Source organism: Spartinivicinus poritis, from assembly GCF_028858535.1.
GTDB lineage: Bacteria > Pseudomonadota > Gammaproteobacteria > Pseudomonadales > Zooshikellaceae > Spartinivicinus > Spartinivicinus poritis.
The window spans coordinates 62,314-87,423 of record NZ_JAPMOU010000026.1; the positions used below are offsets into that span (position 1 = coordinate 62,314).

At 39.2% G+C, this 25,110-nt stretch carries 22 protein-coding genes and 1 other RNA gene; 8 read left to right on the forward strand and 15 right to left on the reverse strand.

Annotation, left to right across the window (positions count from 1 at the left end):
- Positions 1 to 220 precede the first annotated feature (220 nt).
- From ORQ98_RS18450 to ORQ98_RS18470, 6 genes are all read right to left on the reverse strand, one after another.
- Positions 221 to 1,315, reverse strand: coding sequence for a hypothetical protein (locus ORQ98_RS18450; RefSeq protein ID WP_274690284.1), 1,095 nt, complete (start codon positions 1,313 to 1,315; stop codon positions 221 to 223).
- A 238-nt stretch (positions 1,316 to 1,553) separates the two neighbouring features.
- Positions 1,554 to 2,984: an ArnT family glycosyltransferase gene (locus tag ORQ98_RS18455; RefSeq protein ID WP_274690285.1), complete on the reverse strand. Its 1,431-nt coding sequence runs from the start codon at positions 2,982 to 2,984 to the stop codon at positions 1,554 to 1,556.
- 1 nt (position 2,985) lies between these two features.
- Positions 2,986 to 3,939: a glycosyltransferase family 2 protein gene (locus ORQ98_RS18460; RefSeq protein WP_274690286.1), complete on the reverse strand. Its 954-nt coding sequence runs from the start codon at positions 3,937 to 3,939 to the stop codon at positions 2,986 to 2,988.
- A 27-nt stretch (positions 3,940 to 3,966) separates the two neighbouring features.
- On the reverse strand, positions 3,967 to 4,368 hold the full coding sequence (locus ORQ98_RS29635; protein WP_425347696.1) for a GtrA family protein: 402 nt from the start codon (positions 4,366 to 4,368) through the stop codon (positions 3,967 to 3,969).
- A 326-nt stretch (positions 4,369 to 4,694) separates the two neighbouring features.
- A complete protein-coding gene (locus tag ORQ98_RS18465; RefSeq protein ID WP_274690287.1) occupies positions 4,695 to 6,089 on the reverse strand; it encodes a glycosyltransferase family 4 protein in 1,395 nt (464 codons plus the stop codon).
- Between the two features lie 46 nt (positions 6,090 to 6,135).
- Positions 6,136 to 6,342 carry a hypothetical protein gene (locus ORQ98_RS18470; RefSeq protein ID WP_274690288.1) on the reverse strand — a complete coding sequence of 69 codons (207 nt, stop codon included), beginning with the start codon at positions 6,340 to 6,342 and terminating at the stop codon, positions 6,136 to 6,138.
- A 798-nt stretch (positions 6,343 to 7,140) separates the two neighbouring features.
- Here ORQ98_RS18470 and ORQ98_RS18475 point away from each other — a divergent pair.
- The gene (locus tag ORQ98_RS18475; protein WP_274690289.1) at positions 7,141 to 8,490 is read left to right on the forward strand and encodes a putative O-glycosylation ligase, exosortase A system-associated; all 1,350 of its coding nucleotides are present in this window, start codon (positions 7,141 to 7,143) and stop codon (positions 8,488 to 8,490) included.
- Between the two features lie 21 nt (positions 8,491 to 8,511).
- Here ORQ98_RS18475 and recQ read toward each other — a convergent pair whose 3' ends face one another.
- Complete coding sequence (gene recQ / locus ORQ98_RS18480) at positions 8,512 to 10,335, reverse strand: DNA helicase RecQ (protein ID WP_274690290.1); 1,824 nt, start codon at positions 10,333 to 10,335, stop codon at positions 8,512 to 8,514.
- A 251-nt stretch (positions 10,336 to 10,586) separates the two neighbouring features.
- Between recQ and ORQ98_RS18485 the strand changes: the two genes are divergently transcribed.
- Positions 10,587 to 11,174, forward strand: a complete 588-nt coding sequence (locus tag ORQ98_RS18485; RefSeq protein WP_274690291.1) for a YecA/YgfB family protein — start codon at positions 10,587 to 10,589, stop codon at positions 11,172 to 11,174.
- Positions 11,175 to 11,224: 50 nt separating this feature from the next.
- On the opposite strand, the gene ORQ98_RS18490 is transcribed toward ORQ98_RS18485, so the two are convergent.
- Positions 11,225 to 12,646: a substrate-binding domain-containing protein gene (locus ORQ98_RS18490; RefSeq protein WP_274690292.1), complete on the reverse strand. Its 1,422-nt coding sequence runs from the start codon at positions 12,644 to 12,646 to the stop codon at positions 11,225 to 11,227.
- A 313-nt stretch (positions 12,647 to 12,959) separates the two neighbouring features.
- On the opposite strand from ORQ98_RS18490, the gene ORQ98_RS18495 reads away from it, so the two are divergent.
- A complete protein-coding gene (locus ORQ98_RS18495; protein WP_274690293.1) occupies positions 12,960 to 13,526 on the forward strand; it encodes a hypothetical protein in 567 nt (188 codons plus the stop codon).
- 42 nt (positions 13,527 to 13,568) lie between these two features.
- Here the strand turns inward: ORQ98_RS18495 and ORQ98_RS18500 are convergent, their stop codons facing one another.
- The gene (locus tag ORQ98_RS18500; protein ID WP_274690294.1) at positions 13,569 to 14,465 is read right to left on the reverse strand and encodes an extracellular medium-chain-length polyhydroxyalkanoate depolymerase; all 897 of its coding nucleotides are present in this window, start codon (positions 14,463 to 14,465) and stop codon (positions 13,569 to 13,571) included.
- 283 nt (positions 14,466 to 14,748) lie between these two features.
- Here ORQ98_RS18500 and ORQ98_RS18505 point away from each other — a divergent pair, with 283 nt between their 5' ends.
- Positions 14,749 to 15,354, forward strand: a complete 606-nt coding sequence (locus ORQ98_RS18505) for a peptidylprolyl isomerase (protein WP_274690295.1) — start codon at positions 14,749 to 14,751, stop codon at positions 15,352 to 15,354.
- A 43-nt stretch (positions 15,355 to 15,397) separates the two neighbouring features.
- Here ORQ98_RS18505 and ffs read toward each other — a convergent pair.
- Positions 15,398 to 15,494, reverse strand: an RNA gene (gene ffs, locus ORQ98_RS18510) — signal recognition particle sRNA small type.
- A gap of 270 nt (positions 15,495 to 15,764) precedes the next feature.
- Here ffs and ORQ98_RS18515 point away from each other — a divergent pair.
- Together ORQ98_RS18515 and ORQ98_RS18520 are read left to right on the forward strand one after the other, a co-directional pair.
- Positions 15,765 to 16,646: a patatin-like phospholipase family protein gene (locus ORQ98_RS18515; RefSeq protein WP_274690296.1), complete on the forward strand. Its 882-nt coding sequence runs from the start codon at positions 15,765 to 15,767 to the stop codon at positions 16,644 to 16,646.
- 130 nt (positions 16,647 to 16,776) lie between these two features.
- Entirely contained in the window at positions 16,777 to 17,403 is a 627-nt protein-coding gene (locus ORQ98_RS18520; RefSeq protein ID WP_274690297.1) for a hypothetical protein, read from the forward strand.
- 100 nt (positions 17,404 to 17,503) lie between these two features.
- Here ORQ98_RS18520 and ORQ98_RS18525 read toward each other — a convergent pair whose 3' ends face one another.
- Positions 17,504 to 18,058 carry a metal-dependent hydrolase gene (locus ORQ98_RS18525; RefSeq protein ID WP_274690298.1) on the reverse strand — a complete coding sequence of 185 codons (555 nt, stop codon included), beginning with the start codon at positions 18,056 to 18,058 and terminating at the stop codon, positions 17,504 to 17,506.
- 330 nt (positions 18,059 to 18,388) lie between these two features.
- Between ORQ98_RS18525 and ORQ98_RS18530 the strand changes: the two genes are divergently transcribed.
- A complete protein-coding gene (locus ORQ98_RS18530) occupies positions 18,389 to 19,192 on the forward strand; it encodes a rhodanese-like domain-containing protein (RefSeq protein WP_274690299.1) in 804 nt (267 codons plus the stop codon).
- A 61-nt stretch (positions 19,193 to 19,253) separates the two neighbouring features.
- Here the strand turns inward: ORQ98_RS18530 and ORQ98_RS18535 are convergent, their stop codons facing one another.
- The 4 genes from ORQ98_RS18535 to ppsA all read right to left on the reverse strand — a co-directional run bounded on the left by ORQ98_RS18535 (position 19,254) and on the right by ppsA (position 23,962).
- On the reverse strand, positions 19,254 to 20,066 hold the full coding sequence (locus ORQ98_RS18535) for a substrate-binding periplasmic protein (RefSeq protein WP_274690300.1): 813 nt from the start codon (positions 20,064 to 20,066) through the stop codon (positions 19,254 to 19,256).
- Between the two features lie 92 nt (positions 20,067 to 20,158).
- Entirely contained in the window at positions 20,159 to 20,671 is a 513-nt protein-coding gene (locus tag ORQ98_RS18540; RefSeq protein WP_274690301.1) for a hypothetical protein, read from the reverse strand.
- A gap of 67 nt (positions 20,672 to 20,738) precedes the next feature.
- Complete coding sequence (locus ORQ98_RS18545; RefSeq protein WP_274690302.1) at positions 20,739 to 21,479, reverse strand: dienelactone hydrolase family protein; 741 nt, start codon at positions 21,477 to 21,479, stop codon at positions 20,739 to 20,741.
- A gap of 116 nt (positions 21,480 to 21,595) precedes the next feature.
- The gene (gene ppsA, locus ORQ98_RS18550; RefSeq protein ID WP_274690303.1) at positions 21,596 to 23,962 is read right to left on the reverse strand and encodes a phosphoenolpyruvate synthase; all 2,367 of its coding nucleotides are present in this window, start codon (positions 23,960 to 23,962) and stop codon (positions 21,596 to 21,598) included.
- Positions 23,963 to 24,219: 257 nt separating this feature from the next.
- Here ppsA and ppsR point away from each other — a divergent pair, with 257 nt between their 5' ends.
- A complete protein-coding gene (ppsR, locus tag ORQ98_RS18555; RefSeq protein ID WP_274690304.1) occupies positions 24,220 to 25,035 on the forward strand; it encodes a posphoenolpyruvate synthetase regulatory kinase/phosphorylase PpsR in 816 nt (271 codons plus the stop codon).
- Positions 25,036 to 25,110 lie beyond the last annotated feature (75 nt).

The window sequence follows — 25,110 nt, forward strand, 5'->3', positions numbered from 1 at the left end:
AAAACCATCTAGCAACAAAACCTTTTGAATTTATGTATTTATAAATTACTGAGATGATGGCAGCTAAAGCATGGAATATTTAACTGCCACCGTTGTAATTTAATATACTCAACTTCTGGGAGGCAGCCTGTGACTACAAAGCTTGTTGAGCAATTACTTTAATTTATATAAAAATCTACATAAATTTATCGATTAATAAGCCTAACCTAAAATATTTAGCTCAGACTTGTATAATATCAATTTGTAGTAATGTAAAATCGTATTTTTTGGTATTGGAAGCAGTCAGTACAATCCTGTTTTCAGGTGAAATGCCTGTGGGTAAATAGAGGTAACCATAGCTACTTCCACTTTTTCTTCCAGAATAGTGGTATGGAAAATTTACTATAGAACTCCATTCTTCTCCATCTTCAGAGAACCAAAGCGACGCTTCTTCCTGTGTATTCTGCTTTCTACCTGGCTCATAGTTAACACCTAAAAACATTTGTTGAGTGGTAGTTAACGTACCGTGGTAGGCTGGATTACCTATGACTGCAATTTCTTGTTTATCTTTTGATGTGACATCATAACGATACAGTTTATTGATCGCTTCTGCTGGAGCATCTCTCCCTGCATCCATACCCCAGTAAATAGTTCGCTCTAAAGGAAACAGGTTTACCGCTCGCCAGCTTTGATCACCACCACCTAGTTTTTTAAGACTACGAAATTCATCATCACTATAAAATATCCCACATTGTTCATCACTATCACCTGTGGTTACCCACAGTCGATTACGAAAATGATCATAAACAATACTATGTACATGCTTTACTTGATTAGTAGGAAATGTATAGCGGACTGATAATTGACCTGTAGCACCATCTACTTTAAAAATTTTAATTTCAGATGGAGCAGAGTTTTTATACTCTCCAAAATAAGCATGTCCTGATAGGGCATGCACAGCTACTCCATTTCTTAAAGGAGGATAGATATTTTTCTGCATCAACTCATCAGTTGGTATGGCGTATCTTTTTCCTTCACCTGGCCGGTATAAATAAACTCGATCATATAGAATCAACAAAGTACCATCAGGCAATTCAGTTATATGTCCAATGCCGATTGAGGATGACAGCTGCTGCATTATCCAACTTCTAGCCAGTTTATCTTTCAAACGTCCTTTTATTGACTGATCTCGTGGTGGAATACGACACAACCCCTCAAATTCTTGGGTTGCATAATAATATTTATAAATAAAATGGTCTTGACTACATAAACAATATTCTTCTGTTGAATGATGCACCATCATTCTTTTTCTGATAGGGCGAATAAAAATTTCCATAACTCTTATTCCTCGAAAAGCTTATTTCACTACAACTACTTTCATACAAAATTTAATTTAAACTTTTATCCCTACGAGGTAATAAAATCACTATTCCAAATGACTTTAATAACTTTTCTACAGTTTCACCCAATCATAAAACAGCAACAGGTTTTTCATTATGTATCAAAGCTATCATTAAACAACTTCCTTAGTTTACCTTACCTAAGTTTCAGGTAAGATATATTACCAGTTACAATCATTTTTCCAGTTTAGCAGGCTTTTCCGTATTTAATAATTTTATACTGACAAGTCCAACTAATATAACAATCGCCCACCCTCCCGGGTAATGGTATTTTGAGTTACTTTCAAACACCATATGTACAACTATAAAATAGAGAAAGCAAAGACTAATAAAAACATAGCTATGATTTTCTTTTAGCTGCTTTATAAAATGTCGCCGCCCAATCCATAAAATCAACCACAATAGCACCCAAAACAAAGTTGAAATTAATTTTAGAGCATAATAAATAATATCAGACTTAATAGGACTACTGCCTGATAATTTAAATGTTGCGTATACTCCCCCACTATCATCACCCAAGTTCAGAATAAGCTTCCTACCCATCAACAACAAAAAGTCTGCTGGATTTGAGGCTATCCAGTCGATAGCTAATTGCTTATATGCCTTGCCTTCCTCAACTTCTGATAGGTCAGTGACTACAATCTTTCCTTGATCAGTATACCCCCCAGTCGCAAGCTCATTATTTGCTCGATAGAAGTTTGATCCACCGTTTGTACTAACTAGTACAAATTCGTTGAATATGTTGTAATTTCTATATGTCCATGGTGATATAATAAGCGCTGCGCCTATGACAACGAAAAGAGCTGTTGAAACAATACTCCTAACTGTCTCTTTTTGATGTATCTTCAAGACTAAAATTGCTGTAAATAAAAATATTGTTCCCGGCTGTATTAGAGTACATAAACCCAACAAAGACCCTACAATGACAAATTTATATTTTGACTCAATTATCAACGACATATAAAAAGATAACAGAAGCAATAAAAAGACTATATTTTCTTTTCCTGCAACATTTGTAATCATTATCTGCTGAGGCCAAAATATAAAAATCAAGCAAGCTAAAAATGCTGATTTTTCACCACCAATTCGCTTGGTAGCTTTATATATTAAGTAGAAACTAAAAATATAGATAATAACATTTAATAGCGAAATACTAAATGGCGTAATATCAAATATTCCTAAATGAAAAACATACAAAACAAGCGGGTAGCCTGGTGGCCAATATGCATAACCAGTCCCCTTCCCTCCATATACATTATTCTCTATCAAATTCTGTGCTAATGATACATAAGTAGCTGAATCCGAAGCTTGCTCAACAGGCAAAAAATAAACAACAGCTAGTCTGATTAGTAGTCCTATCCAAAACAGATAATATAATGGTACCAACATTAATTTAGTTTGATTTTGAAAACTGGATTTTATGTATTCACTTGCTTTATAAAAAAGTAGCAAGCTAAAAAGACTTAATAGAAATGAATAAAAATATGTATAAACTGATTCAGTTCCAGACTGAATAAAAATCATTGAAAAGAAAGAGTATACTACTAGCAAAGGCAGTATATACCAAATCTTGGTATTAACGTTATCAAATAGCTTAATTAACATCTTAAATTATTTTCTCAATTATATATTTAGGCCTGCGCTTCGTTTCCATATATATTTTTGATATATACTCTCCGACAATACCCAAAGATAATAGCTGTACACCACTCAGAAAAAACATTGGTATCATTGTTGATGCCCACCCAGGTACAGCTTCATCGGTGAATATTCTCACAGCAAGAACCCAAAAGATCATGAAAAAAGAAACCAACGAAACACATAAACCAAATATAGTAATAACCCTGAGAGGAACATTAGAAAATGATGTAATGCCTTCAGCTGCAAAAGCTAACATTTTTTTGAGAGGATATTTTGACTCTCCTGCGAATCGCTCTTTTCTTTCATAATGAACAATCCCAGATTGATAACCAATGAGTGGAACAATTCCTCTTAGAAATATATTCACTTCATCAAATTCTTTAAGAGTATCTAAAGCTTTTCGGCTTAGTAGCCGATAATCAGCATGATTATAAATAAGGTCTACGCCCATTTTTTCTAACAGTTTATAATAGCCTTGGGCGGTCAATTTTTTGAAGGCAGTGTCCGTTTCTCTTTTATCACGCACACCATAGACAACTTCACAGCCTTCCTGATATTTTATAACCATCTCTCGAATAGCATTAGTATCATCTTGAAGATCAGCGTCGATACTAATGATAATGTCTTCAGTTACAGTCATGAGACCGGCTAATAGCGCTTTTTGATGACCGTGGTTACGCGAGAGCTTAATTCCTCGAACACTAGAATTCTGGCTTTCTTTCTCAATCAGCTTCCATGTATTATCTCTACTTCCATCATCGACAAAATAAACTTTGCTATTTTGATTAATCAATTTATCATTAATCAATGATAAGAGAATAGCTGATAATCGCTTGCTAGTTTCACATAGCACTTCTTCTTCATTATAGCAGGGTACAACTACAGCAAGAGTTGGCACAGAGTTATTTATCAAATCCATAATTTTTTACATTGTTTCACTGAACACTTATTTAAATGTCCATTTCAGATTAAAATAGAAATTCCATATTAACACAACCGCAGTAGCTATACACTGTGAAAAAATGTAGTGGATAGCAATATTATTTTTCACCAAGTAAAAGATTACTGTATTTAATACCAGACCTGATAGCGCTACGATTGAAAACTTAATGAGTGACGTTGAGTGACGAGAATTAGCTCTAAATGTAAAACTGTAGCTAAGCAAGTAATTGAATATAGCACTTATAGCAAAAGACAATGCAGATGAAAGGGTTTGACTCAACTTACCAAATTCTATAAAAAAAATCATTCCAACATATTGGATTAAGGTCGCGATCACCCCAATGCTAATAAATTTCGAAAAAGTCCTGATCAGGGCTTCACTATCATTCATAGTATATCCATTCATGGTATGTATCTATCGGAAGGGAAATTGACAGTGCTCTCATTTTCGAGTAAATCACATCCGGATGTGGCATTTTAGAATCATCTTAAAAATTAATCATTGATACTAATGAAAATATCTTTGGTTAAAGTCACAAAAAATACTACAAGAGACATACTAGTAGACTTCTTAAGAACCAAACGCCCAGAAAAATTAATATCAAGAATGATAGAATTCTAATTTTCTTTCTCAAAAAATGGTCAATTATAGCGTTTGCTTCAAGCACCAACAGAATGAACTTTGTTTTTTGTGAGTCAATTCTTTATAAATCACAAATAATAGACTCGTTACTAGCTACTTATGTTTACACTACTTTTAAAAGGCAAACCCCTGTTTTGTGAAATATCACTCAAAAACTTTTCTAGTTTGGAGAACTGCTCAACCCTTTTAAAGTTATTACGGCTTTTATCATTTAGCTTTAAAGGTATTTTACTGTTTTTTTCCTGATATTTTTGTAACAAAAAGCGTCCTATTTCATCTGGATCACAAGATACACAGCCAAAATCATTATCTCTAATAATATCTGCTGCTTCACCAGTGATACTCCCTACCGATAGAATAGGTTTATTTGCACCTATATACTCAAATAGCTTACCTGCGATTACACTATCTTCTCGAGGATCATTCCAGCGTAATAGCAGTAAAATATCAACCTGTTGTTGGACTTTATGTAACTCTTTTTGTGGAATATAGGTATTAAATGCTATTACATCTTCAAGCTGGTACTTTTCAACAAGCTTCTTCTGGTCTGCATTAAAATCATCTAAACCATTTTCAGTGTAAAAGATAATCTTAAAATTCTTAGCCCTTTCTTCTAAGCGCCCGATCGCTTCAAACAATAAAGAAGGGTCTCGTTTTTGACCATATAAATGACCGGCATATAGAATCGTAATTTTTTCTTCTTCTACTAAATTTTCATGTTCGTCAGACTTTTCATCATCCAAATGAAAGTCCTCTGGATCAAAGCCATTCATCACACAAATAACAGGCTTATTTCTCTTCTTCTTTAAAAGGTCAGTCCAACTCTCAGTGACAGTAACAAGGCCTTTACAGTTACTTAACATATACCTCTCAAGTAATATGTCGACCATTCTACGCAAATAACCGCTATCATAATAACCATGATCTGACCACAGATCACGATAATCTGCCACCCAAGGTACACCCACTATACGTGCAAGACGAGATCCAACTAATAAGGTAGTAAACGGTGGGGCAGTCGCGAAAATAATATCTGGACACCAATGTTTAAAAAGCGCTTTCCCTGCTTTGATGGCATGGAAATACCACCCTACAGAGTTATCTGGAATATTCGTCATGGCACGATAAAGCCAACTAATAAAAGACTCCTTTTTGACTACAGCTGATTGTGATGTGGTTTTTAAAGAGGCTGCTGACTGTTCTTGTTTTGCTTCTTTGGTTGTTGCCTTATTTTTTTGGAAGAACACTGATCGTATAGTCTTTTTAAAACGAGCAGGTATGCCATTAATATCTGTATAGTGAGTATAAAGTATTTGATCTTGGGGGATCTCTGCCTTTAACGTTTCTGGAAAGCGAGGATCTTTAGGTGATAAAACCCTGACATCATGGCCTTGGTCTACTAAATATTTAGCTAGCTTATTAACCCGGCTTGCCGATGCTGGACAATAAGGAGGAAAATAACCTGCAGTAATTAATATTTTCACGCGTTTATTCTCTGCTCGACAGCTTGGTACCTCTGTTGCTCAAAACTCATCTCAGTGATAAAAACTCAAATAGTTTATTGATATCATCATCTGCTAAAGGTATCGACTGATTGATTATTCCATATCCAACAACAGGCAATTGAATATTTATACAGTATTGATTGACGTTATTGGTGACATTTTTCTTTGAAAATTCAACAAATAAGTCACTATCATTTATGTTGGTATGAATCTTCAGGCTATTATTTATCATGGCTACCACCAATAGTTACTTACGTATCAACTTTTATCGCAAGAAAGTTAATACAGATCTACATATGACTGGCATTTTGTGGGAATGTTAAGCAAGTTTTCCTGGATAAGTTGATTTTAGTTGTTAACTGGATAGCTGACCTCTTTATTTTCTGTCTAATTCACAAACTTATTTACTAGTCAGTGAAGCTGCATTAACAATGCTTATATTTTCCTACTAGATACAAATAATTAATGGTGCAAGATTATATTGCGTTTGAATAAGACAAACTACATTTCTTTAGGCAAGGTTCTAATAATGTGACCATGCTCAATTATCACTTCCTACACTTATTCTATTTGCTAATTCGAGACGTAAATCACATCTTCTTTAGTTCTATAAAGTCGGGCTAGTTAGTTCCCCAGAGTAATGGGCAAGTAGGATAATCATTAACATTATTCTGTGGTATCTACCTTATTCAAATCTTTAATTAAATATTTTGTTAACCAATATCCCTAAAACTAAACTTTGGCGTTGACGAGCCGTTTTTAACCCTATAGCATGCTTTTTTCGCTATTAAACCTATTTTTTTGGTATTTTTAATACACCTGTTTAATGTGATAGCAATTACCATACTTGATAAATATGATTAATGAGTTGCCATATATCAGATGCATCAAACTTAATATTTGTTTACTTAGATAGATGCAAATATAGCCTCTCGACTGCAACTTAAAACCTATCAAGTGTAGTTTGTTAATTAGCTGTTGGGTAAATCGACTGCCCACCTTGGTCAAGAAACGCCTAAGGGAATAGAAAATGCGCGACATTATCGTTACGCTAATTGTTTTTGGATGTTTGCCACTTGTATTTCGCCGACCACATATAGGCATTTTTCTATTTGCCTGGATTAGCTACATGAACCCCCACCGCCTAGGTTGGGGTTTTGCCTATAACTTTCCCTTTGCCTACATTGTAGCCATTGTTACCATATTTGCGTTTCTTGTTTCAAAAGAGAACAAAAAACTCCCTGTTACCCCCGTCACAGTGACATTAATCCTTTTTATTATATGGGTTAACATCAGCACTCTGTTTGCCATATATCCTGAAGATGCCTTCGTCAGTTATGTAGAAGTAATGAAAGTACAGTTTTTTGTATTTTTATCTATGATTTTAATTCAATCCAAAGAGAGAATTCATGGCTTAGTTTGGGTGATGGCCCTCTCAGTTGGTTTTTTCGGCATCAAGGGTGGTGTTTTTTCTCTACTGACTGGATTAAGTTACCGCGTTTGGGGGCCCCCAGGTTCTGTTATAGAGGGTAATAACGAGCTGGGGGTTGCACTTCTGATGATAATCCCCTTGTTTGTCTACCTTTACCAAAACAGCTCCAAGAAAATGGTAAAACGCTTTCTGTTAGCCAGCATAATGTTATGTGCTTTATCAGTTCTCAGTACTTTCTCGCGAGGTGCATTCTTAGCTTTTGCCTGTATGCTTGGCTTTTTATGGCTCAAAAGCAGCCATAAACTTCCCTTGGCCATTGTCTTCATAGTGAGCCTATTAACCATTACACCTTTTTTACCTAGTCACTGGTTTGAACGCATGGGTTCTATTCCAGTGGTAGGTAAATACATTACCAATGCAGAGGAAGGCCCTGAGATTGACGATTCTGGACTTGGCCGTTTAAGCGCCTGGGAAATGGCTTTTAACTTAGCCAAAAGTCGTGTCACAGGAGGCAGTTTTAAAATCTGGACTCCTGAAAACTTTGCTATTTATTCAAACCCTGAACGAGTACATGATGCTCATAGTATTTATTTTGAAGTGATGGGTGAGCAAGGCTTCATAGGACTCTTTTTATTTTTACTACTTTTTACGTTTGCTTGGCGAACAGGCAGTTGGATTATTCGTCATACCAAAAATAGACCCGACATGTTATGGGCAAACCAATTGGCTCGAATGATTCAGGTCAGTATTATTGCTTATGCAACAGGTGGTGCATTTTTAGGACTTGCATACTTCGACTTGGTATATCACTTTCTTTGTCTATTAGTAGTTACACAATTATGGGTTAAACAGCAACTTGCTAACCCCGTTAGTGACAGCCCTCCTTACTCAGTAGAAGGTGTAAAAAGTACTGCTCCCGAACGCCAAAAATGGCCCTGGGAAAAGTGATCAAGCCAAAATAAAGGTATTTTAAGAAAACTCCTCGTCTGCATATTGGGCAGCAGTAAACAACTCGATAAACTGATTACCAAACTGTCGTCTTTTATGGGTACCAATACCTGGTACTTGTAATAGTTGGTTTTGCTGAGTTGGCTTCAATTGTAGCATCGCAAATAAGGTCGCATCACTGCAGATACGGTAAGGGGGCACTTGATGATCAGCTGCCAACTGGCGCCTTAGCCGTTTCAATGCATGCCACAAGGGGTAGTCATCAGGGGAAACTTCCAGTTCAAAGCGGCCTTTTGGTCGTTTAACCGCACGTTGGTCTGAACGCAAATACAAAGCGATTTCACCACGTAGCAAAGGGCGACAGCATTCAGTGAGTTGCAAAGTACCATAGCCATCCATACTGATCGCTAAATAACCTTGCGCAATTAATTGGCGAAATACTGACCGCCACTGGGCTTCATTAAGTTCTTGACCAATTCCCCACGTGCTCAGCTGCTGATGCCCACATTGCAGAATTTGCTTATTATTCCTGCCCAGCAACACATTAATCACATGGCTAACTCCATAACGCTGATGGGTACGGTAAACACAAGATAATGCTTTTTGAGCAGACTCTGTTGCATTCCAAGTACTAGCAGGATTTACACACCAGTCACACTGTCCACAAGGCTTAGTGTAATTTTCACCAAAATAGCGTAATAACACTTGGCGCCGACAACAGGTGCTCTCACATAAAGCCAGCATGGTATCTAAGCGATGCTGCTCTACTGCTTTTACCCTGGGCTCTGCAGTTGATTGTGCTAATAGCTGACGATTAAATAATACATCTTGCAACCCATAGAGCATCCATGCAATAGCTGGCAAGCCATCACGCCCTGCTCTGCCAGTCTCTTGATAATAAGACTCGATACTGCGTGGCATATCTAAATGAACAACAAACCGCACATCAGGCTTATCCACTCCCATCCCAAAAGCAACTGTCGCCACCATTAGCTGACCATCTTCATAAATAAACTGTCGTTGGTTGGATTCACGGATCTTTGCATCCAGCCCAGCATGATAAGCTAGTGCCGCAAAACCTTGCTGTTGTAGCCATTCAGTTGTCTGTTCCACTTTTCGGCGACTGGCACAATATATAATTCCCGCCTCTCCCGACTGTTGTGATAAAAAATCCAACAGTTGCTGTCTGGACTGTTGTTTAGGCTCAATATGATAAAATAAATTCTTTCGATCAAACCCTGAACAAAATAATTGTGCTTGCTGTAAATGTAAGCGCTCAATTATCTCCTGCTGGGTTCGTTTATCTGCAGTTGCTGTTAAGGCAATGCGAGGTACTTGTGGAAACTCCTGGGCTAAACAGCCAAGTGTTAAATAGTCAGGCCGAAAGTCATGCCCCCATTGGGAAACACAATGGGCCTCATCAATAGCAAACAATGCCAAAGGAATTTGTTGAAACACACGCCTAAGTCGTTCACTTTTTAAACGCTCTGGAGCCACATAGAGTATATCAAGCTGACCGGCCAACAATGCTTGCTCTGTGGCCTGGCGCTGCTCCCTGGTTAAATGGCCATGAAGTGCCGCAGCATTAATACCATTTTCCATCAACCCCGCTACCTGATCCTGCATCAGTGCTATTAAAGGTGACACCACAATCGCAGTACCAGCACGCGCAATAGCAGGCAGCTGATAACAAAGAGACTTACCGGCACCTGTTGGCATAATCACAACTGCATCTTGATCATTAACCAATGTGGTTATAATTTCAGCTTGCTGTCCTCTAAACTCATCGTAGCCAAACACTTTTTTTAGTAAGTTCTTTAATTCAGCTTGCGTAGTGTGGCTCACCCAGTTTTACTCCCACTGTTTATACAAACCTAGTGCTGCACTCTATAAATAAAGCGGCACTTTACAGGCCACTATGTCGTTAGCTACAAGGCGCTTTTCTACAGGACTCGTTTTTTCAGGAAAGGCAAGAGTATATAGTGAGTCAGTAGTCCTGAATAGCAAGCAAGAAAAATAGCTAATTGAAAACCCAGCATTTTCAATTTATTCCAATAGACTTAAAATAGATTTTATTTTTTGATAGTTGAGACATAATGCTACACACTTCTTTTCAACAACACATTGATCAACTTGAGCAATTGTTAGGCCACCCTGCTCTAACAGAAGATGGTTTAACGGGTTTAGAGTGTTTAGGCCTACTCACAGCGAACGCTATTATTCCCAGTATTGAGGGGCAAGCTGTTTGCCAAGTGGTTATTGGTGAATCAACCCTGCCAGAGTCGTTTCCGCAAGATAAGCTAGCCTCAGTTTTAAATAAACTGGCTGAGCAAATTCAACGCCAGTTGTATCTTGCCGAACCACCTTTGCTACCCTTCCAGTTCACTGAAGAAAATCAGTGGTTAGATGCAGCTGAAGCCTGGTCAATTGGCTTTATGACCACCGTTTTTGAAGCAGAAGCTCTCTGGTTTAACAAAGACCATCAAGAGGTCAGTGAATTATTACTGCCAATCATGGTGCTTTCTGGATTATTCAGTGATCAACCTGAGTTTGTAGAAATGAGGGAGGATGCCGAGTTGGTAGAAGACATGTTTAACCAACTGGCTGATGTTGTGACTGAGCTTTATTTAATATTTCAAGCCCCAGAAGAAAAGCCTAAGTTTCATAAATCTAAAAAGAAGTAAGGATAAAAAAAGGCCATTCTAAATGGCCTTTTTTTATCCTCTTAACTCTATCATGGGCTGCTTTTCAACCAAACTTCAACACGGCTATTTTTGACTTTGGTCGCGGGATCGTTATTAGACTGGGTTAAATGAAGTGCCCCATAGCCAATAACCTTCAACGAGTTGCGATCCAGCCCAGCTTTAATGAGTTCGCGCTTAACAACTTTTGCCCGTAAGTTAGCTAATAATTCTGTTTTTTTCGCATTACCCGCTTCCTCTGCAAACCCCCGAACAATGAAACTAACAGGGCCATTTTTTCTTTGCTGTTCATAAAAGGCCTTCATCCGTTTTAAGTCACGGTTACCTTTATTGTCTAGCTTGGCTTTTCCTATCTGAAACCGGAAGTTAACAGATAAACGACGATAGCCTTTCACCTGCTCAATATAATCGGCGGGAAATTTAGCAGCTAATTGTTGGTTAAGCATTGCTATATTTTGACCAACAAACCCTGCTTCATTCACAATCTCTTGTCCTTTTGCACTCAAAGCATATTCAACAAACTCTTTCGCTAATGTCGATGGAGTATTAGGACTTACATAAAAATATAATCGACGTCCTAAAGGGTAATCCTCCGTTGCTACATTCAGTAAATTAGGTTCTAAGTAATTATCCCCTCCTGCTGAAATCGCTAATGGTTTAGCGTTTCCTATACTGTTTAAACCAACAAAACCGATGGCTCCTGAACTTGCTGCGACTTTACGCGCTAGCTCCGCATTTGATTCAAACCGCTCTGTTCCAGCTACAAGTGACTGCTTTTTCAATACGAGCCCATTAAAGGTATCCCAAGTACCAGAGGCATCATCTCGCGCAAAGCAGATAACTTTTAAAGGTGCCCCCCCTATCTGGCTCCAACTAGAAATATTACCAGTAAATAGCCTGCCAACCTGCTCCACAGACAGCTGCTTGAGTGGATTAGACTGATTAACAATAATCGCTAGCCCATCAATCGCTAAAATATGTTCTGCTGTATCACTTTTAAAATCACCCTTAGAGCTTAACAACTTATGTTCTTTGTCTTTAATCGACCTAGATGCAGCAGCAATGTCTGCTTTTCCTGCTGCGATGGCTTTAAAACCGGAGGAAGACCCATGAGCTTTAACGACAATGGCCACTGATTTATTTTGCTGTTTGGCTAGCCCAACGATCTCCTTTTCGTTGGTTGCTAATTCTTTTTCCTGAATTTCAGTTAAGCCTTTATCAGCTAAATACTGTCGCACAAGCGCAGGCCCTAACTTAGCTCCGATGGTATTTGAGCCAGCAATCGTAAATAAAGTGATTTTAGGCTGAGGATTTTTAGAAAAATCTGGTAATGGAGCTAACTCAAGTGCATAGCAAAATGAACTGACTGACCAACTTGCCAGAAGGAAGGCTAAAGTGACTACTTTTTGGCACAAAGCCTCCTTTCTTCGTTTATGTTGATATACTGCAATCAAACTGATACTTCCTCTGTCAAACTAACTATATACTTATTCAACGTAATTCAATTTACATAAATATGACAGAAAGATACTAATTTCTTTGTAGTAATGATTCACAAAAAACACAAGGTTGGATATAAGGATGCAGCTCAAATCATTCTACAGTTCAAATTGTCTAACAACTTTTTGCTTTCATATCAAAGGTTGCTCAAATCCTAATAACAGCTTATAACTATTCCAAAGACTGCTGACGTTTTCTTAAAGGATATCCCTTCAAGCAAATACTCAACAGTTCTAACCCTTTTTCTCTGTTTCACTGTTAGCTAATATGAGTAAACGATACGAACTGGTATTCCATGGTGAGCTGATCTCTGGCTTTACAGAAACTGCAGCCAAACAAAATGTAGCGAAGTTATTTAAAGCCAATGAGCAACAAATAGCTATTTTCTTCTCTGGCAAACGAGTGGTGATTAAAAACCAGCTAGATCAAGCCACTGGCGAAAAATACTTACAGGCCTTGAAAAAAGCAGGCTTAAACTGTCAGCTGACAGAGATGGGGGCTTCAGATTCAGCCGCATCCAGCCGACCCACTTCACATGCTAAGCAACCACCTCCGGCTCAGGCTCAGCAGCCTCCTAAACCAGCAGAGCCATCTGACCAGGCTAGCCAGGCAGAAAGTAGCGAAGCTTCTGTTGATGCTCCTGAGTGGTCTATTGCGCCTACCGGTTCACTGATGAAGGAACCCTCAAAAACAGCACCGCCTCCCCCACCAGATACCAGTGAGCTCTCAATTGCACCAATGAAAGGCTATATTGTGGAACCAAGCAAAAAAACACCACCACCTGCACCAGATACAAGTCATTTATCAGTTAAACCAGCAGAGAAAAAGGACTAATTGTTAGTGAATAAACGGCTAGAGAATAGTTGTTATACAGCCTTAAGGGTACTGCTGGAACCAAGTAATCATGGCGACTGGTGACTCAGGCACCCATTGGTGTCCGGCTAAATAATCAGTTACTCGGCTGGTGGGAATATTCTGCTCTTGTAGTTTTACGTAGTATTGATCCATGGTCCACCAAGGCACCACGGTATCTAAAAAGCCGTGTACAAATAAAGTCGGTGGGTGAGCACCAGGCAACAAGTGAGGCACACTACAGGTTGTCCCTGTACAGGTGGCATATGAAGCAGAATGTATCACTAACGCTTTAAATTCATTGGTAAAGGAAATAGCCATCCTGCTGGTATTATAGCCACCACTGGCCATACCAGTGGCATATTTTCGATTATCATTGATAGGCCCAAACGTTCCTTGCTTGATAGCCGATAATAAGTTTTTAAAAAAACGGTAATCACTGGTTAGCTCATATTGGGTAAATGGCCCTGCAGAGTTAGTTAACCAATCCAGCTCTGCTTCAGCCTTAGGTGCCAAAACAGCAAACCCCTGATCTAGCAACCTTTTTACAGCTAGGGTTTCATAGTAACTGCCCAACGGATCATCTGTTGAGCGTTTAAACTGAACAGGAAAGAAATTACCTTGAAAAAATAACACAGCAGGCCAGCCCTCCTTTGGTGGTTCACCCAGAGGGAGCTGGTATTTTACTTCGCGAGAAAGGTGTTGATTGACAGGAACTACATATACCTTGTAACTACACTCGATTTTACCTGGCTTAAACAGTGTTTTTGGAGTAGTAAGACAGCGGCTCGCTCCCCAACTGAATACACTTAGGCAACACAAACTAAAACCATATAATAAAACACGAGCAGCCCAGCAGGCTAACTGGCTAATAGTCAGACAATAATCGTGTTCGTATATTCGGCAATTGTTGTCTTCCATGACCCAATATTGTAGTTATCTTAATCAAAATTCAGTTACTATAAATGTAGGCTATCCCAATTAGCCGTCAACTTCGCTCAAATATTTGGTTGAGCGCAAAGCTAAGGGCACCTCTAATAAAATCAAATTCATCAAGGCAGTTACTCTCTCGTATTATTTGTAATCAGGCTTACCTTGAATTGCACCGCCCCTCAACAACAGGTATTTTTAACAGCCTGCCTTGCCTGACCAGGCAAACGCTTTTATGTTCACACTCCTACAATTGATGCTAATGAGGATCCTCATGAAAAAAGCCTATTTGATAGTGAATACCTTGTTATTAAGTAGCTGGTTATTTATCAGCAATGCTTTCGCCACCAATCCTGTTGTTGTATTTGAAACGAATAAAGGACACATAGAGCTGGAACTTTACGCAAATAAAGCACCTATTTCAGTCAAGAATTTTTTACAATATGTTAATGATGAGTTTTATAATGGGTTAATTTTTCATCGAGTCATTCCTGGCTTTATGATTCAAGGTGGTGGTTTTGACCCTCAGCTAAACCGTCAAAATACTCGACCTAGTATCAAAAACGAAGCCAATAATGGTTTAAAAAACCTGCGTGGCACCATTGCCATGGCACGTTTACCTTCCCCTGACACAGCCACTTCCCAGTTTTTTATTAATCTAAAAGATAACGCCTTTCTAGACCATGGTGCTAGAGACTTTGGCTATGCAGTCTTTGGTAAAGTAACTGCCGGTATCGAAGTGGTTGACACCATTGCTAAGACCAACACTGGTAATAAGCAAGGCATGCAGAATGTGCCTGTAGAATCCATCATTATCAAAAAAGCTTGGCAGAAAAAACAAGAAACACCTAAAGACCAAAAGCAGTCTGACAAAAAGTAGTCAATGGAGTTATATGAGGTGAAGGTTTGGAGATGGCGGCAGCCTCTACCAGCCACATCTCGGCACATGAAGTCCCTGCTACCGTTGCTCCCTTCCGGGCCTGGCGGGGTTTACAGATATTCATTGCGAGAGGACCGATAAAGGCCACCATAACGCGTTTGTCGTGCACTGCCGACGGCTGCGCATTCTGCCTAATTCCCCAGTAAAATGCAAGTATAAATTTTTGCAGCATGCTACAAAAGAGTAACTCGTAGTACCAGTAGCCTGATTGGCCTGCAACGTATCTCTTACTTACAAGATGCTGCGCTAGTTATTAAACACCATTTATCCATGACGTATTATTATGCTTTACTTCGCTCAGACTGTTTACACTTATTCTATAGTTACATAATAAAATTGTAATCTAACCAATGACGGCAGTAGCAGCAGTGACACACTCTACAACCATTGTCCCGATTTTAGCAGGTGGGGGAACACGCTTACCCGCTCATGTTGGTATCTTACAAGGCTTAAAAGAATTAGGTATCGGTTTTCAACACATAGTGGGTGTATCAGGTGGCAGTATTGTTTCTTCACTTTATGCCACAGGCAAAAGTGTTGACGAACTGAAGGAGCTGACACTACATGTGGACTTTCAACAGTTTCGTGGTCAATCAATCATCAGCCTAATTCGATCTGGCGGCCTATCCAACGGGCATGTATTTGAGCACTGGTTAGATGATCAGCTTGGAGGCGTCACCTTTAAAGACTTAGCATTAGATTTACACATTGTTGCAACAGACGTTGCCTCCAGCCAACCCGTTATTTTTAATCGGACAAACACCCCTGACCTCAAGGTAGCTAAAGCCGTACGCTTCTCAATTTCCATTCCACTCATTTTCAGCTTCCAGCACTTTGATGACCATGTATTAGTTGACGGCAGTATTCTATCTGAAGATGCATTGCATCGTGACTGGTCTGGTGATAATACGCCGGTAATCTGTTTCCGTATGCGCAGTAGCCAAAAGCATACTCAAATTAGCTCCAACAGCCTAATGCCTATTAAAGATTATTTAAGTATGCTTATTCGTACTTTCATGACAACCATTTCCAGGGAATATATTAATGAAGCTTTTTGGCACTCGACTATTATTGTCGATACCAAACACTTTTCTCCAGTTGAGTTTAATCTGTCAGAAACGGATAAGCTCACACTATATGACATGGGTTATCAAACAACACTACAGTATGTTCCACAAAAAGTATGGGAAGATGAAGAGCAGCACTCCGTTGCAAATCAAACAACAGGTTAATGATAGGGAAGCATTGCTATAATTAGAAATAGCCAAGTATAAGAAAGGAGAACACTTTATCAGCTATTCATCATTTCATGATATTGACATTTGTTAGTTGCATTAAATAGTCTAAGGATGGACAGCAATAATGACTCAAACAATCGCCGTTATATCATCTCAAGCATCCGCAAAAGCGACCACGCCAATCGCAAACCCTAATATTAGCTTATATTGGGATCTAAATATAAATCGAAATAAATTATCTGCATTACACTTCTTTAAACAGTTAACAAAAGGGTTTTGTGTTTACAGCCCTAATGTAGAAAAGCTATATAGTCATTTTGAGGTGGTTCTACCAAAAGACAACAACGAACATCTAATTATTTTACCAAACCCTTACATTTTCAATAATAGCTTTAATCATATTAGTGAAAAATACCTTATTAACACTGGTATTCTATTATTACCCGGGGAGTGCCTTAATAAACAAGGAATTGTCATTGCTGTTCCAAAGCATAAAAAAAACACCTTCAGGTTATTACCCCTTCATATAGGGGGGCAAGTTGTTATTAACCGTTTTAAAGAAAAGCACAACCTTCCCTTTTTACCTGTTTTATTAAACCCCGATCTAAGAAGCTTTCAATCTCAACGACCTTTTATTCACCTGTTTAGACTACGTTTCACTGAAAATGAACACGACGAATTATCTTTATCGACTCAACAAGCCATTACAAAGACAATTCATAATAAGTTAACTTATTTAGGCAGCCATTAACTCTAATCAAATAGCCTATCAATAATAAGTAATGGAGTGAGGTGCAGCGATTAGAAGACCAACCCCATCTGACAAAGCCTTTGAACAGCTTTAGCATTTCTTATTCTATTAATTCTTTCCTGAATAATCGGCTATAACTCACTCGCACCCCGTACATTGCCAGTCCAATACTAATCATTGGTAGCCATACCCACTGCAGTTCAGACCATAATACTTGTAATCCCCGTTCAGACAGAAATCGAGATACCCCAATAGGTGACACTTGAATAGGACGGTCAGGCAAAAAATACCGGCGGTCATCCCATGGCCATAACCAGGCAACCCCCAGACCACCATTAGTCATAGCATCCAATAACGGATGAGATACTGAGCCAATAAACAATCCAGCAAATGCCCACATAGGCGTTGTTTTTAAAAGTCGATATCCCATCATGCCAACCAGGCCAACCACTATTGAAAAACTAATCGAATGGGTAAACCCTCGATGACCAAACGGTGACGCATAGGGAATACCAAAGTGAAACGCAATCACATCTAAATCTGGCAAAATAGAAGCAATTGCAGCGGCCAATAACAAAGGAAATGTAATTTTAGAATTTTTCAATGCTAATCCTAATACTACAGGCACAACAGGGTGGGTTAGTAATGACGCCATATAAACTCTCTACTGTGTTTTGCAAAAGCCACATATTATCTATAAAACGTCAATAATTTTACCGTTTGTCATGCACATGAACTAGCAATTTTTATAAAAATAAGGTGTCTTTATAACTAAGATCACAAAGCTCAATCTAAACATATTCAAAAAAGCTGGCAATTCACACACAAACTCACTTGTTTTACATTATTTTGATGCTACCCCAGCTACTTCATGTTGACTTAAGGTTATAACATAGTCTAATTCATAGTAGTATGGCTACTTGTAATTATGCCTTTCAGGCTATTAAATTGTTTCTGTCTGGCAGTTAAAAAAGGATTTTTTGATATGATATCGCTAAATAAATCAAATATAAAAACGACCTACTTTAGCAATTTACCCACTATTTCATTACTACTACTCAGCTTATTTACCTATTGTAACAGTTACGCTAATCACCATTTTCCTCACCGAGAAAAATATAAGGATGTCGAAGTTATCAGCACACAAGAATTACATAAAAACTACAATAGTTGCCTTATTATTGATGTCAGGAGCAGTGTTGAATTTGATGTTATTCATATTAAAAATGCAATTAACATTTCATTAGGAAACAGAAATTTTATCAATAAAGTGAAATCTACCTATCAACAATCCGGCAAAGCCTGTGTTGTTTTCTACTGTAATGGGCATAGTTGCGAAAAATCCTATAAAGCCGTTAGAAAAATAGGTAATGAAGCCAAACCCAGCTATGCCTATGACAGTGGTATATTTGATTGGGCTCAAGACTATAATCACCTCACTATGCTACTCGATAAAACCCTTGACAACAAAAACAAACTCATTTCACCTGATGAATACAGCAGTGCGCTAATGGAAAAAGAGCATGCCCTTGCTCGTCAGAACAGTCTGCATATTATTGATATTCGGGACTCATTTCAGCGAACAGAAGATAAAATTCCCTTTAAAGCCAGAAAGCGGATACCACTCTCTAGAATTATTCCACTGTTAAAAAGACGAATCATAAAAGATAACAACTTGTTATTTATTGATAAAGTCGGCAAGCAAAACCGCTGGTTACATTACTATTTAAAAGAGTATGGCTACAAAAATTATTCCTTTTTAAAAGGGGGCGCGACTGCTTTCCATTAAAAAAAGATTAATCGATATTTAGCTCCTAAGATCAAGTATACGTAAATCACTGTATACTTGATCAATCATCTTCTCCAATTTCTACATACTTCCCTTCAAGCAATTCATTAAAGTACTCATCAAATTGACCACTTCTCTTTAGCTTACTAAGCCCTCGATCAAACCTTTCTTTCAACTGTGTACTATTTGGAAACCCTTTCGAGATCATCAAATAGGCGGGGTCATCTTTAAGTGTTCTTGGATGATTTGTTACCAATGCGGCTTCCTGTTCAGGAAAAAACTTATAAAGTTGTGCATATCCTGCTATGGCATCATTTGGAAAAATATCGATTCGGTGCTTAAGTAATTTTTTAAAATTAAGTTCATCCGTTGCTACCCACTCGACATTGATGACTTTATTTTTTACCATTTGCTGAAATTCTTCGCTGTATAAATAGCCGATGGTTGCACCAATTTTATAGCTTCTTCCTAATTCTTTATAATTTTTCCAATCAAAATCGACACTTTTTAAATGAAAAAATACCGCCGTAATTCTGCATACAAAATCGTTACTATATAAGAAGTGTTGTTTTCGGTCTTCTGTTATATACCAAGGAGCACTACCATGGAACGCTCCTTTCTTAGTCATTTCCAGAGCCCTAGACCAAGGATAGAAACGATACTGAACCTGCACACCTTCTATAGCAAAGGCATCTCGAATGACTCGCCCCACCACTCCCTGGTATTTCATCTTATCTGAGATATAAGGTGGCCACTCACCCACAGCGATGGTTATGCGCTCTACGGCACTGGCCAGTTGACAAACCAGCAAACCGCAGTAAAAACAAGCAACATATTTCAAATAACTATAAACTACATGGCTTCGCTTAGACATTATTATTTCAGCATAGCACTAAAATCAATCAAGGCGCTGCATTGTTAGAGAGGAAGAATTTAGGTTAATAATGACTTAACTGATAGGGTATTTTAAGGCTGATCAACATGTATTTTTTTTAACATGATACGAACATGCAACTTGCCATAATGGACCACATTTATCCAGCGCACATCACCATAGCGACTAACAGTGACTTCCATAAAGGGATGGGAATTAGCTTTAAAAGTAAGCTGTTCGCTGTTAGTTTTAATAACTTTAAAGTGAATGGGCGTATTATTACCCGCAAAATCAGATAAAAAGGTAAGCACCAATTGATTCTTATCATTTTGACAAAACGTCCAGGTATGACGGCTTACTCCATTATTTGCTACACCTGAAATACACTGTGTCGAAACCCAATGAAAACTGATGTTATAAGGCCTTTGGCCTATAGGGGTTTGTAATGCTTCCCCACGCCAGTCTCCGACTAACGCAGACACAAAGCCTTTGTTTGGCATTAGTTCATCTGCATACCCAGCACCTGGCCAAAACAATAAACAGTAGCTTAATTTAACGCCTATAACCCACAATAAACGCCAATGCCGTTGGTAGTGAATATCCATAAGATAAACTATGCCGCAACCTATCACACCAGCTTAAGATCAACCCAGTATAATGCCGTTACGTTAGCTATGGATTAAAAACCTCAGCTAAAAAGCCAGTAAAACGTTTCCATGACTGCTGATCAGCCTCTTTGCGATACCGATCTGAACCAAATACAGTAAATGCATGGGGAGCACCACTATAGGTGATCATTTCATGATTAATCCCACTGGTTTCCAACTCTTTAGCCAGTCTGGCAAAATCTTCCATGGTGATGTTGGCATCGGCTGTACCATGTAAAATCAACAATTTACCTTTAGTCGCCGCATAAGTCTGTCCTTCTGGTGTGCCTAAACCGCCATGAAAAGTGACAAACCCTTTTAAATCAGCCCCTGACCGAGCCAACTCTAATACCGCTGCTCCACCAAAACAGTAGCCCATCGCCACTGCGTTCTTAATATCTGCTCCATTACGTTTAGCAGTATCTAAAGCCGCTTGTAATAAAGTGCGCATTTTTTTTCGGTCTTTATATAACTCACCCGTATGCTGACGTTTATCTTTCACTTCTGTTGGTCGAACACCCGCTCCAAATAAATCTGCTGCAAACACGGTATAACCGAGCTTGGCTAACATACTGGCCCGCTTTTGCTCATAGTCAGTCAGTCCATCCCAATCATGAATAAGTAGCACCAAAGGAGAGTTCGCAGCTGCCCCGATGTAATAACCTTCGTACGGCTTACCTTCAACCTGATAGGTCACCGATTTACCTGCTGCTTGCACAGTTAAAGAAAGGGTAATTAATAAAAAAATCGAGAGAAAAGATTTCATAACCGTCCTCTGGTTTGAAAGTTTAACAGGTTTTCTACCTATTCCATTTACTATTCACTCATTCTGACGTCCTATCAGAATGAGTGAAATTATAGACTTAAGCGGATCTCTAATAATTAATTATTTTCAGCTAAATAAAACCAGGTATCTAATACTGAATCAGGGTTCAGTGACACCGTTTCAATCCCCTCATCCATCAACCAGCGAGCCAAGTCTGGATGATCGGATGGGCCTTGCCCACAAATACCCACGTATTTGCCCGCTTCACGACACGCTTGAATGGCCATGGAAAGCAGGGTTTTTACCGCTTCATCCCGCTCATCAAACAGGTGAGCAATAATGCCAGAGTCACGGTCCAAGCCCAACGTTAACTGAGTCATGTCATTAGAGCCGATAGAAAACCCATCGAAATACTCTAAAAACTGCTTAGCTAGCAATGCATTCGTTGGCAACTCGCACATCATGATCAAGCGCAAGCCATTCTCACCTCGTTTTAATCCATGCTCAGCTAATAATTCAGATACCCGCTTGGCTTCACCTACTGTGCGGACAAATGGCACCATGAGTTCCACATTGGTTAAGCCCATTTCATCACGGACTTTTTTCATGGCTCGGCATTCCAGCTCAAAACAATCACGGAAGTCGTCGGATATATAACGAGAGGCTCCACGGAAACCTAACATTGGGTTCTCTTCATGAGGCTCATAAAGATCACCACCAATTAGGTTGGCATACTCATTGGATTTAAAGTCAGACAACCGCACAATGACTTTTTTTGGATAGAAGGCCGCTGCGATAGTTGCCACCCCTTCCACTAGTTTTTCCACATAAAAATCAACAGGGCTGGCATAGCCTGATATACGCTGCTCAACGATTTGTTTTACATCGTCTGGCAACTGCTCAAAATTAAGGAGTGCTTTAGGATGAACCCCTATCATGCGATTGATGATAAATTCCAAACGCGCCAGACCCACTCCTTCATTTGGAATTGCCTGAAAATCAAATGCACGGTCTGGATTACCCACATTCATCATCAACTTAAATGGCAACTCTGGCATGGAATCGACTGAGCTATGTTTCACATCAAACGCTAGTTGTCCATCATAGACCAGGCCAGTATCTCCTTCCGCACAGGAGACTGTTACCAACTGACCATCCTTTAGCTTGCTTGATGCTTGGCCACAGCCTACAACCGCAGGAATACCCAGTTCGCGAGCAATAATAGCCGCATGACAGGTACGACCACCTCGGTCAGTGACGATCGCAGAAGCACGCTTCATAATTGGCTCCCAGTCAGGGTCAGTCATATCAGTCACTAACACATCACCAGGCTGAACTTTATCCATTTCAGTTAAGTCATGAATGACTTTGACTGGACCACTGCCAATACGCTGGCCAATACTCCGACCTTCAATAATCACCTTACCCTGCTCTTTTAACAGGTAACGCTCCATGGTAGCTGCATGAGAGCGGCTTTTCACGGTTTCAGGACGAGCCTGGACAATATAAAGCTGGCCATCTTCACCATCTTTAGCCCACTCAATGTCCATTGGGCGACCATAATGCTGTTCAATGATCAGTGCCTGCTTAGCTAACTCAGAGACTTCTTCATCAGTAATACAGAAGCGTTGCCTGTCTGCCATCTCCACATCAACTGTCGCAACCGTTTTACCCACTTCTTGGTCATCACTATAAACCATTTTAATGGCTTTAGTTCCCAAGTTACGACGCAACACTGCTGGGCGATTTGCTTGTAAAGTCGGCTTGTGTACATAAAACTCATCAGGATTCACTGCACCTTGTACGACAGTTTCTCCCAAACCATAAGCAGCGGTAATAAACACAACATCATTAAAGCCAGATTCAGTATCCAGAGTAAACATCACCCCAGAGGCAGCAGTTTCACTCCGAACCATCCGTTGGATGCCCGCGGATAAAGCTACCAGTTTATGATCAAAACCTTGGTGCACACGATAAGCAATGGCACGGTCATTAAACAGGGAAGCAAAGACTTCTTTCACTGCATGAATCACCTGATCAACACCACGAATATTTAAGAAAGTTTCTTGCTGACCAGCAAATGATGCATCAGGTAAATCTTCTGCCGTTGCAGATGAACGTACCGCCACAGCGACTTCAGGCAAATCACGGCACATGTTTCCATAGGCATCTCGAATCGCTTGTTCCAGCTCAGGCTGAAACGGTTCATCAATAACCCACTGACGAATTTGCGCACCGGTTTTAGCCAGCGCATTGACATCATCCACATCGAGTTTATCTAATTCATCATGAATGCGCTGGTTTAGCCCACTCTTCTCTAAAAACTCACGATAGGCTTCCGCTGTAGTCGCAAAACCAGTAGGTACTTTAACCGCTGCTGCCGTTAGTTGACTGATCATTTCCCCAAGGGAGGCATTCTTTCCTCCCACTTTTTCCACATCATTGGCACCGAGTTCGGCCAGTGAAACAACATAAGCTTCCAAGATCGAATCTCCCCTTTCATTGAGGGTCGTTTATTTACAAAATTACAAGGCTGTGGTCGTCCTAAATCTTGTCTAATAAGTCAAGTGACCATTAACAAGACCACGATTAGGAGTCGGCATCAGTATAACTAAACTGACAAAAATTACTTGTTTAATTTATGTATCTACGTGATTAGGTATAAACTATGGACTTATTTGCAACAATCCTTTGCAATAAGGCTTTGCAGCAACCCTTTAACCACTAGCTTATATTAAATATGAAACGTTGTGTCTTCTTTATTTCCGACAGTACAGGTATCACTGCCGAGTCACTGGGTCAAAGTTTGTTAACGCAGTTTGAGCATATTGAGTTTGACTGCCACACAGTTCCTTTTGTTGATACCATTGATAAAGCCCAAAAAGTAGTTGAGGATATCAAACAAATGGGCCTCAGTAATGGCCACCGCCCGATTATCATCAGCACCATTGTAGACCAACAAATCAGCCTGCTATTCAAAGCAATTGATGCGTTTATGATGGATATTTTTTCTAGTTATCTGTCGCCTTTAGAGCAGGAATTAAAACAACACTCTACTCACCATATTGGCCGGGTAAGAGAAATCGACTCCAACCCTCGCTATACCCAACGAATCGACGCGGTTCACTTTGCGCTCGATAATGACGACGGCGGTCGTACTCGAGACTATGATAAAGCTGATTTAATTTTAATTGGTGTTTCTCGCTGTGGTAAAACACCAACTTGTTTATATCTGGCCATGCAATTTGGTATTCGAGCAGCCAACTATCCTTTTACTGAAGATGATATGGATAATTTGAAACTTTCAGAGTGCTTAAAACCCTATAAAAATAAACTATTTGGCTTAACTATTGAGCCTGAACGTTTGTCAGCTATTCGTCAAGAGCGACGCTCTAACAGTCGTTATGCGTCATTACGCCAGTGCCAGCAAGAAACCAAAGAAGTCGAAATCTTGCTACAAAAAGAACGCATTCCATTTATTAATACCACGCATTTATCCGTTGAAGAAATTTCTACCCGAATTTTGTCACAAGTGGGTATTGAGCGGCGGTTTTAATTTAGGCTCTATATGGATTCCTGGGGGACTATGTTAGCAGGCAAAAAGCTGTATACTCGAGCATTCATAATGGAT

Coding starts and splice junctions, on each gene's coding strand:
- ORQ98_RS18470 (WP_274690288.1), bottom strand. CDS start 6,342: ATGATAAATAATAGCCTGAAGATTCATACCAACATAAATGATAGTGAC.
- ORQ98_RS18545 (WP_274690302.1), bottom strand. CDS start 21,479: ATGAAATCTTTTCTCTCGATTTTTTTATTAATTACCCTTTCTTTAACT.
- ORQ98_RS18460 (WP_274690286.1), bottom strand. CDS start 3,939: ATGGATTTGATAAATAACTCTGTGCCAACTCTTGCTGTAGTTGTACCC.
- ORQ98_RS18505 (WP_274690295.1), top strand. CDS start 14,749: ATGAAAAAAGCCTATTTGATAGTGAATACCTTGTTATTAAGTAGCTGG.
- ORQ98_RS18475 (WP_274690289.1), top strand. CDS start 7,141: ATGCGCGACATTATCGTTACGCTAATTGTTTTTGGATGTTTGCCACTT.
- ORQ98_RS18520 (WP_274690297.1), top strand. CDS start 16,777: ATGACTCAAACAATCGCCGTTATATCATCTCAAGCATCCGCAAAAGCG.
- ORQ98_RS18540 (WP_274690301.1), bottom strand. CDS start 20,671: ATGGATATTCACTACCAACGGCATTGGCGTTTATTGTGGGTTATAGGC.
- ORQ98_RS18485 (WP_274690291.1), top strand. CDS start 10,587: ATGCTACACACTTCTTTTCAACAACACATTGATCAACTTGAGCAATTG.
- ORQ98_RS18455 (WP_274690285.1), bottom strand. CDS start 2,984: ATGTTAATTAAGCTATTTGATAACGTTAATACCAAGATTTGGTATATA.
- ORQ98_RS18535 (WP_274690300.1), bottom strand. CDS start 20,066: ATGTCTAAGCGAAGCCATGTAGTTTATAGTTATTTGAAATATGTTGCT.
- ORQ98_RS29635 (WP_425347696.1), bottom strand. CDS start 4,368: ATGAATGGATATACTATGAATGATAGTGAAGCCCTGATCAGGACTTTT.
- ORQ98_RS18495 (WP_274690293.1), top strand. CDS start 12,960: ATGAGTAAACGATACGAACTGGTATTCCATGGTGAGCTGATCTCTGGC.
- ORQ98_RS18525 (WP_274690298.1), bottom strand. CDS start 18,058: ATGGCGTCATTACTAACCCACCCTGTTGTGCCTGTAGTATTAGGATTA.
- ORQ98_RS18450 (WP_274690284.1), bottom strand. CDS start 1,315: ATGGAAATTTTTATTCGCCCTATCAGAAAAAGAATGATGGTGCATCAT.
- ppsR (WP_274690304.1), top strand. CDS start 24,220: ATGAAACGTTGTGTCTTCTTTATTTCCGACAGTACAGGTATCACTGCC.
- ORQ98_RS18515 (WP_274690296.1), top strand. CDS start 15,765: ATGACGGCAGTAGCAGCAGTGACACACTCTACAACCATTGTCCCGATT.
- ORQ98_RS18500 (WP_274690294.1), bottom strand. CDS start 14,465: ATGGAAGACAACAATTGCCGAATATACGAACACGATTATTGTCTGACT.
- ORQ98_RS18530 (WP_274690299.1), top strand. CDS start 18,389: ATGATATCGCTAAATAAATCAAATATAAAAACGACCTACTTTAGCAAT.